General features: G+C 51.1%; 3 protein-coding genes and 4 pseudogenes. 2 read left to right on the top strand and 5 right to left on the bottom strand.

Features of this window, described 5'->3' with window-relative positions; genetic code table 11:
- Positions 1-270, top strand: a pseudogene (locus tag BLP78_RS14920) (IS5/IS1182 family transposase); the annotation flags it as partial.
- A gap of 227 nt (positions 271-497) precedes the next feature.
- On the opposite strand, the gene BLP78_RS14915 reads toward BLP78_RS14920, so the two are convergent.
- The 4 genes and pseudogenes from BLP78_RS14915 to BLP78_RS16130 form a co-directional block, all read right to left on the bottom strand.
- The gene (locus BLP78_RS14915) at positions 498-905 is read right to left on the bottom strand and encodes a hypothetical protein (RefSeq protein WP_090460531.1); all 408 of its coding nucleotides are present in this window, start codon (positions 903-905) and stop codon (positions 498-500) included.
- Entirely contained in the window at positions 896-1,915 is a 1,020-nt protein-coding gene (locus BLP78_RS14910) for a hypothetical protein (protein WP_090460529.1), read from the bottom strand. The genes BLP78_RS14915 and BLP78_RS14910 overlap by 10 nt, the downstream gene beginning before the upstream one ends.
- A 65-nt stretch (positions 1,916-1,980) precedes the next feature.
- Positions 1,981-2,374 (bottom strand): annotated as a pseudogene (locus tag BLP78_RS14905) (Tn3 family transposase); the annotation flags it as partial.
- A gap of 41 nt (positions 2,375-2,415) precedes the next feature.
- Complete coding sequence (locus BLP78_RS16130; protein WP_256330324.1) at positions 2,416-3,228, bottom strand: PEP-CTERM sorting domain-containing protein; 813 nt, start codon at positions 3,226-3,228, stop codon at positions 2,416-2,418.
- 478 nt (positions 3,229-3,706) lie between these two features.
- Here BLP78_RS16130 and BLP78_RS14895 point away from each other — a divergent pair.
- Positions 3,707-4,243: pseudogene (locus tag BLP78_RS14895) on the top strand (recombinase family protein); the annotation flags it as partial.
- On the opposite strand, the pseudogene BLP78_RS14890 reads toward BLP78_RS14895, so the two are convergent.
- Positions 4,241-4,525: pseudogene (locus BLP78_RS14890) on the bottom strand (IS3 family transposase); the annotation flags it as partial. The pseudogenes BLP78_RS14895 and BLP78_RS14890 overlap by 3 nt on opposite strands.

Here is a 4,525-nt window from a genome sequence, read left to right as displayed (position 1 = left end):
CATCTGGTAATGGATCGCGCCTACGAGGGGAATGAAACACGGCAACTGGCGTTGGATCTTGGTTTCATTCCGGTAGTCCCGCCCAAGGCCAACCGCGTTGAGCCTTGGGAATACGACAAGGTTATGTACCGGCGGCGTAACGAGATTGAGCGACTGTTCAGGAGGCTGAAAGGATTCCGCCGTATCTTCTCCCGCTTTGAGAAACTGGATGTAATGTTCACTGGCTTCATCCACTTCGCTTTGATCGTCGAAGCACTTAGATTGTGTTAACAGGCCCTAGTTTAGTCCTGGATAAAAAATTCTCAAAACCACTCCCAATTCTCTCCCATCGGGCATCGATATCACCTAAACCCCATTGGCCATCATAGAACTGGTGGTATACACTCCTCCAGTTATTTCCCGTGCTAAACAGATCGAGTCGACCAGAACGGAACGATATTGCAGGAACTCCGATGCGGCAATCTTTAATTCTTCTAGAAAACGGATCGCAAAGTACGTTAAGCCTGGAAGTCGTCCGCCATTGGTTGGCTTTCATGAATAATACGAGCCGTCTGGACGAGCTGGTTCGATATATCATCAACGTAAACGTTAACTTGATTCCCAACCGTTACTTCTGGAGTATCCTGAGTCTTCCACCCTACTATGGATGCCTGGATCGGTCGGTCAGCCCATTCGTGCTCTCCCCTTTCGAGGCCAGCCTCTGCCGGTTCAAGATACGCTTTGCCCGATTTAATAGCTGCGATGATAGCGGTTTGCATCGCAATGGCCGCATCCTCTGAGCTGTACGTGAAGAAATGGCGACCGTTGCCTTGAGAAATGCATAACCTCCCATCTTTGGTTAACCAGAATTCCTTACCCTTAAGATCCACGCACAGCGATCCCTTACCAGGTTTGATTAGCCACATGCGATTTGCTCCAAGAAAGAAGCTTTGTCGGTCCGTCTTGCTGAGGCTGACAGGACTGTACCCGGCCGACTCTGGAAACCATTCGCGGCCTTTGCATTTTTAATATTAGCAGCACCCTTTCCCAACCTAGCACGGCCGTGGGAGCTTAAGCCCGATAAAGGCCCGCTCCGATTTCCATTGTGCTGGTTTTGGCGGCGTCGAGTATAGATAGCCAGAACTACTACACCGGCACTAAACAGAACGAAAGGCGCTGGCTCAGGAATTGCAGATGCGAATACGCCGTACTGGAATACAGGATCGGAGCCAGAGAATGCGATACTGTTATCCAAGGTAACGTTCTTAATCTGCAATTCGTTATCCAAAACTTTGGCAGTAAAGGAAGTGCTACTAAAACCATTAGCCAATGTGTTTAGAATTTCTGTTATGTTTTTGCCCGTAGTATCGGCCGAGACTGTTAAGCCATTCAATCCGCCGAGCTCAATTGTAGCGATGCCGCCTTCCCCTAAAAGCATGTTGTCTGGTTCCCCGTTGGCGTCAAATGCGAGAAGGCCAACCCCGAAGATGAGAGCAGGCGGTGCTGCGAACTCAGCGGCCTCAAATTTAATCCTATCCTTTTCTGGAGCTGCCCCCCCGGCTCCTGTCCTAATGTCGATCTTTGTAATAAAAAGATCATTGGGCTTCGCTCTGACGGTTACATCATCGCCGTTGGCCATAGACGTAACATGCTCGAATTTCCTCGTTCCCATTACGCGTCCATTGATAACATCATCAAGGAACGTCGCTTTTGTTCTGGTATTCATCACATTAGGGGCTAGTGTGATGATGTTGTTGGTCTCGCTACCACCGCCTGCGGTTGAGATAGTTAGTGTGTCGCGGAATCTATTACCGACTGGGCGCGAGACCCCGCCTGGGTCCGTAACTGTGATGACAGCAGAGTATGCTTTCTGCATAGCCATCGGCACAATGACCATGCAGGCCATCACCATAAGTGTCCACTTCTTGGTGTTCATGGTTTCCTCCCAGATTCGTAAGACTTGTTAATGGGGCCGTTACAGAATTCGGAAAAAATCGTACGCTAAGCCTTTCCGTTGAGGGGTAGCGGCCGGAACTGCCCATCCTTGACCTTTCGGCTCTGCCGCCACACGTAATCGCCGGTCAGGTTGATGTGCTCCCAACCGAGCGGCGACAGGTATTGCAACAGGGTGTCATCGATGGCCTGGCCGTGACCGCGCAAGGCACTTGCTGCCCACTCCAGATAGGTCGTATTCCATAACACAATGGCAACCGTCACGAGGTTCAAGCCGCTGGCCCGATAGCACTGCTGCTCGAAACTGCGATCGCGGATTTTCGCCCAGGTGGTTGAAGAACACGGCGCGGGCCAGCGCATTGCGCGCCTCGCCCTTGTTCAACCCGGCGTGCACGCGGCGGCGCAACTCGACGTTTTGCAGCCAATCCAGAATGAACAGCGTATTGCCTCACTGAATTTCTTTCATCAAGCCTTCCCTTTAAGTCAGTCACCTCGCTCAACGCTCTTTATCTTTATACTCCGCCGTCGGACAACTGCACTTATCAGCCCCAAACCAGCTAGCAGCATGGCGTAAGTTTCGGGTTCGGGGATGGGCGGGGTTGAAAAGGGCGGAGGTGGTGCGACTGCGAAAGGTGTTTCACGCAAGATAAAGTTTCGCTGTTGATTTAACTCTTCAATCTGATGAATCCCGATGCCTTTCCAGTCTCGCATACTATTGCGCGCAAATGTTTCACCTGTCAGGGTAATTACCTTGCCTAGTTGATCTCCTATGTCTCCGGGAGGTGTCGTAAATGGAAGAAAAGCTTCTCGATCGGCATCCTTATGAAAATGCGCAAAGCCCGGGTGGTTTTCGACAGCGTGTTTACTCTCCCCTAGTACATTATTTCCATTTTGATTGAGTTTAAGAACAGGATTCGGATCAATAAGCTCCAGCCCGAAACTTTTCCAGTCGATAGTTTGAGAGGTGTTTTTGACGGTTTCATTCAGGGTGATACGAAGCCCCGAGTGATCTGCAGCTGCAGGGGATTTTTCAATAAACTTGAGATCGATAGGCTCTAATCCGGCAAACTCTTTTGTCAATTTAAGAGTACCCGCACTTTTAGGGGTAATTTGGGTATTAGGAGCTCTGGGCCCTTCTGTTGGGGTAAATTCCACGCCTTTTACCTTCGTATCATCAAACTCTACTATCCATCCGCTATTCCCCAGGTCCTTAGTCGCAGCCCAAGTTGAACTGGAGCTTGCAAGACCCAAAAGAACATTTGCCATCAGACAAAGCATAAATCGCTTAGTAATCATTTTGTTTTCTCCCGAATTTCATTGAATAACCGCCCATAAATCGCGATTCCGTTGCCTTTCAGAAAATCAAAAATACAAAGAGCCATCGAATTAGCTCTCCAACAGATAAAACAAAAGCTTAATAATCCAATCTGCTTTATTTGTAGACGGCAATATAAAAAAATCAAGTGTCGGATTTGCGTCAAATTAAATGAATCGAAAAGTATTCTGAGCCTCCCTAAATAAGGACGAGCATAGAGGCGCAAGCTGTGCTCGAACAGTCAACAAAAGGAGAAATTCCATTTTATTGCCCACCAAGCATTTCATGGAGCCAGTTGGCGCTTTGAGCGCTTTTGAGATGTCAGCATAGGCTATACCCTATCCTGATGTCAGGATAGGTCATCTCGAAACGTCAGAATAGAGTGCGTTCTAGTGTTTCTTGACACCTGCAGCGAAAGGTCATAGATTTCTTCCTGACACTTTCGTATTTGGAGGCATCTTGCAGGGTCAACGCATCGGCTACGTTCGGGTCAGCAGCTTCGACCAGAACCCGGAACGGCAACTGGAGCATATCGAAGTCGGCAGGGTGTTCACCGACAAGGCGTCGGGCAAGGATACCCAGCGGCCCGAACTCGATTCGCTGCTGGCCTTCGTGCGCGAAGGCGACACCGTGGTCGTTCACGGCATGGATCGTCTGGCCCGCAACTTGGACGACCTGCGCCGTCTCGTGCAAAAGCTCACCAAACGTGGCGTGCGCATCGAGTTCGTCGAGGAGAGTTTGACCTTCACCGGCAAGGACTCGCCGATGGCGAATCTGATGTTGTCGGTAATGGGGGCGTTCGCCGAGTTCGAGCGGGCTTTGATCCGTGAGCGGCAGCGGGAAGGTATCGCCCTCGCCAGACAGCGCGGAGCCTACCGGGGCCGCAAGAAGGCGCTGTCGCCCGAACAGGTAGTCGAGCTGCGGCAGCGGGCCGCAGCCGGCGAGCAGAAAGCGAAACTGGCCCGCAAGTTCGGCATCAGCCGCGAAACCCTGTACCTGGTTGGCCCGATTGATGGCGAGGCTGCGCAACAGGTAAGGATAAATTTCATGGCCAGGGTGCCTCTTGCTGGTTCCAGGCTTTCTATATAGCGCCTCAATGCCCATACGCTTCATCAACGTGCCAACATGCTTGCGTCCAACATCGAGCCCTTCCCGATTGAGTTGGTCGCGCAGCATGCGCGTACCCATGAACGGGTGTTCCAGGTGCAATTCGTCAATGCGGCGCATGAGCGCCAGATCCGTGGCGCTGACTGGTTTGGGCAGATAATACACGCTGCC

Source organism: Nitrosospira sp. Nsp1, from assembly GCF_900100985.1.
Taxonomy (GTDB): Bacteria; Pseudomonadota; Gammaproteobacteria; order Burkholderiales; family Nitrosomonadaceae; genus Nitrosospira.
Note: the sequence above shows the minus strand (reverse complement) of the source record. Positions and strands in the feature narration are given on the sequence as shown.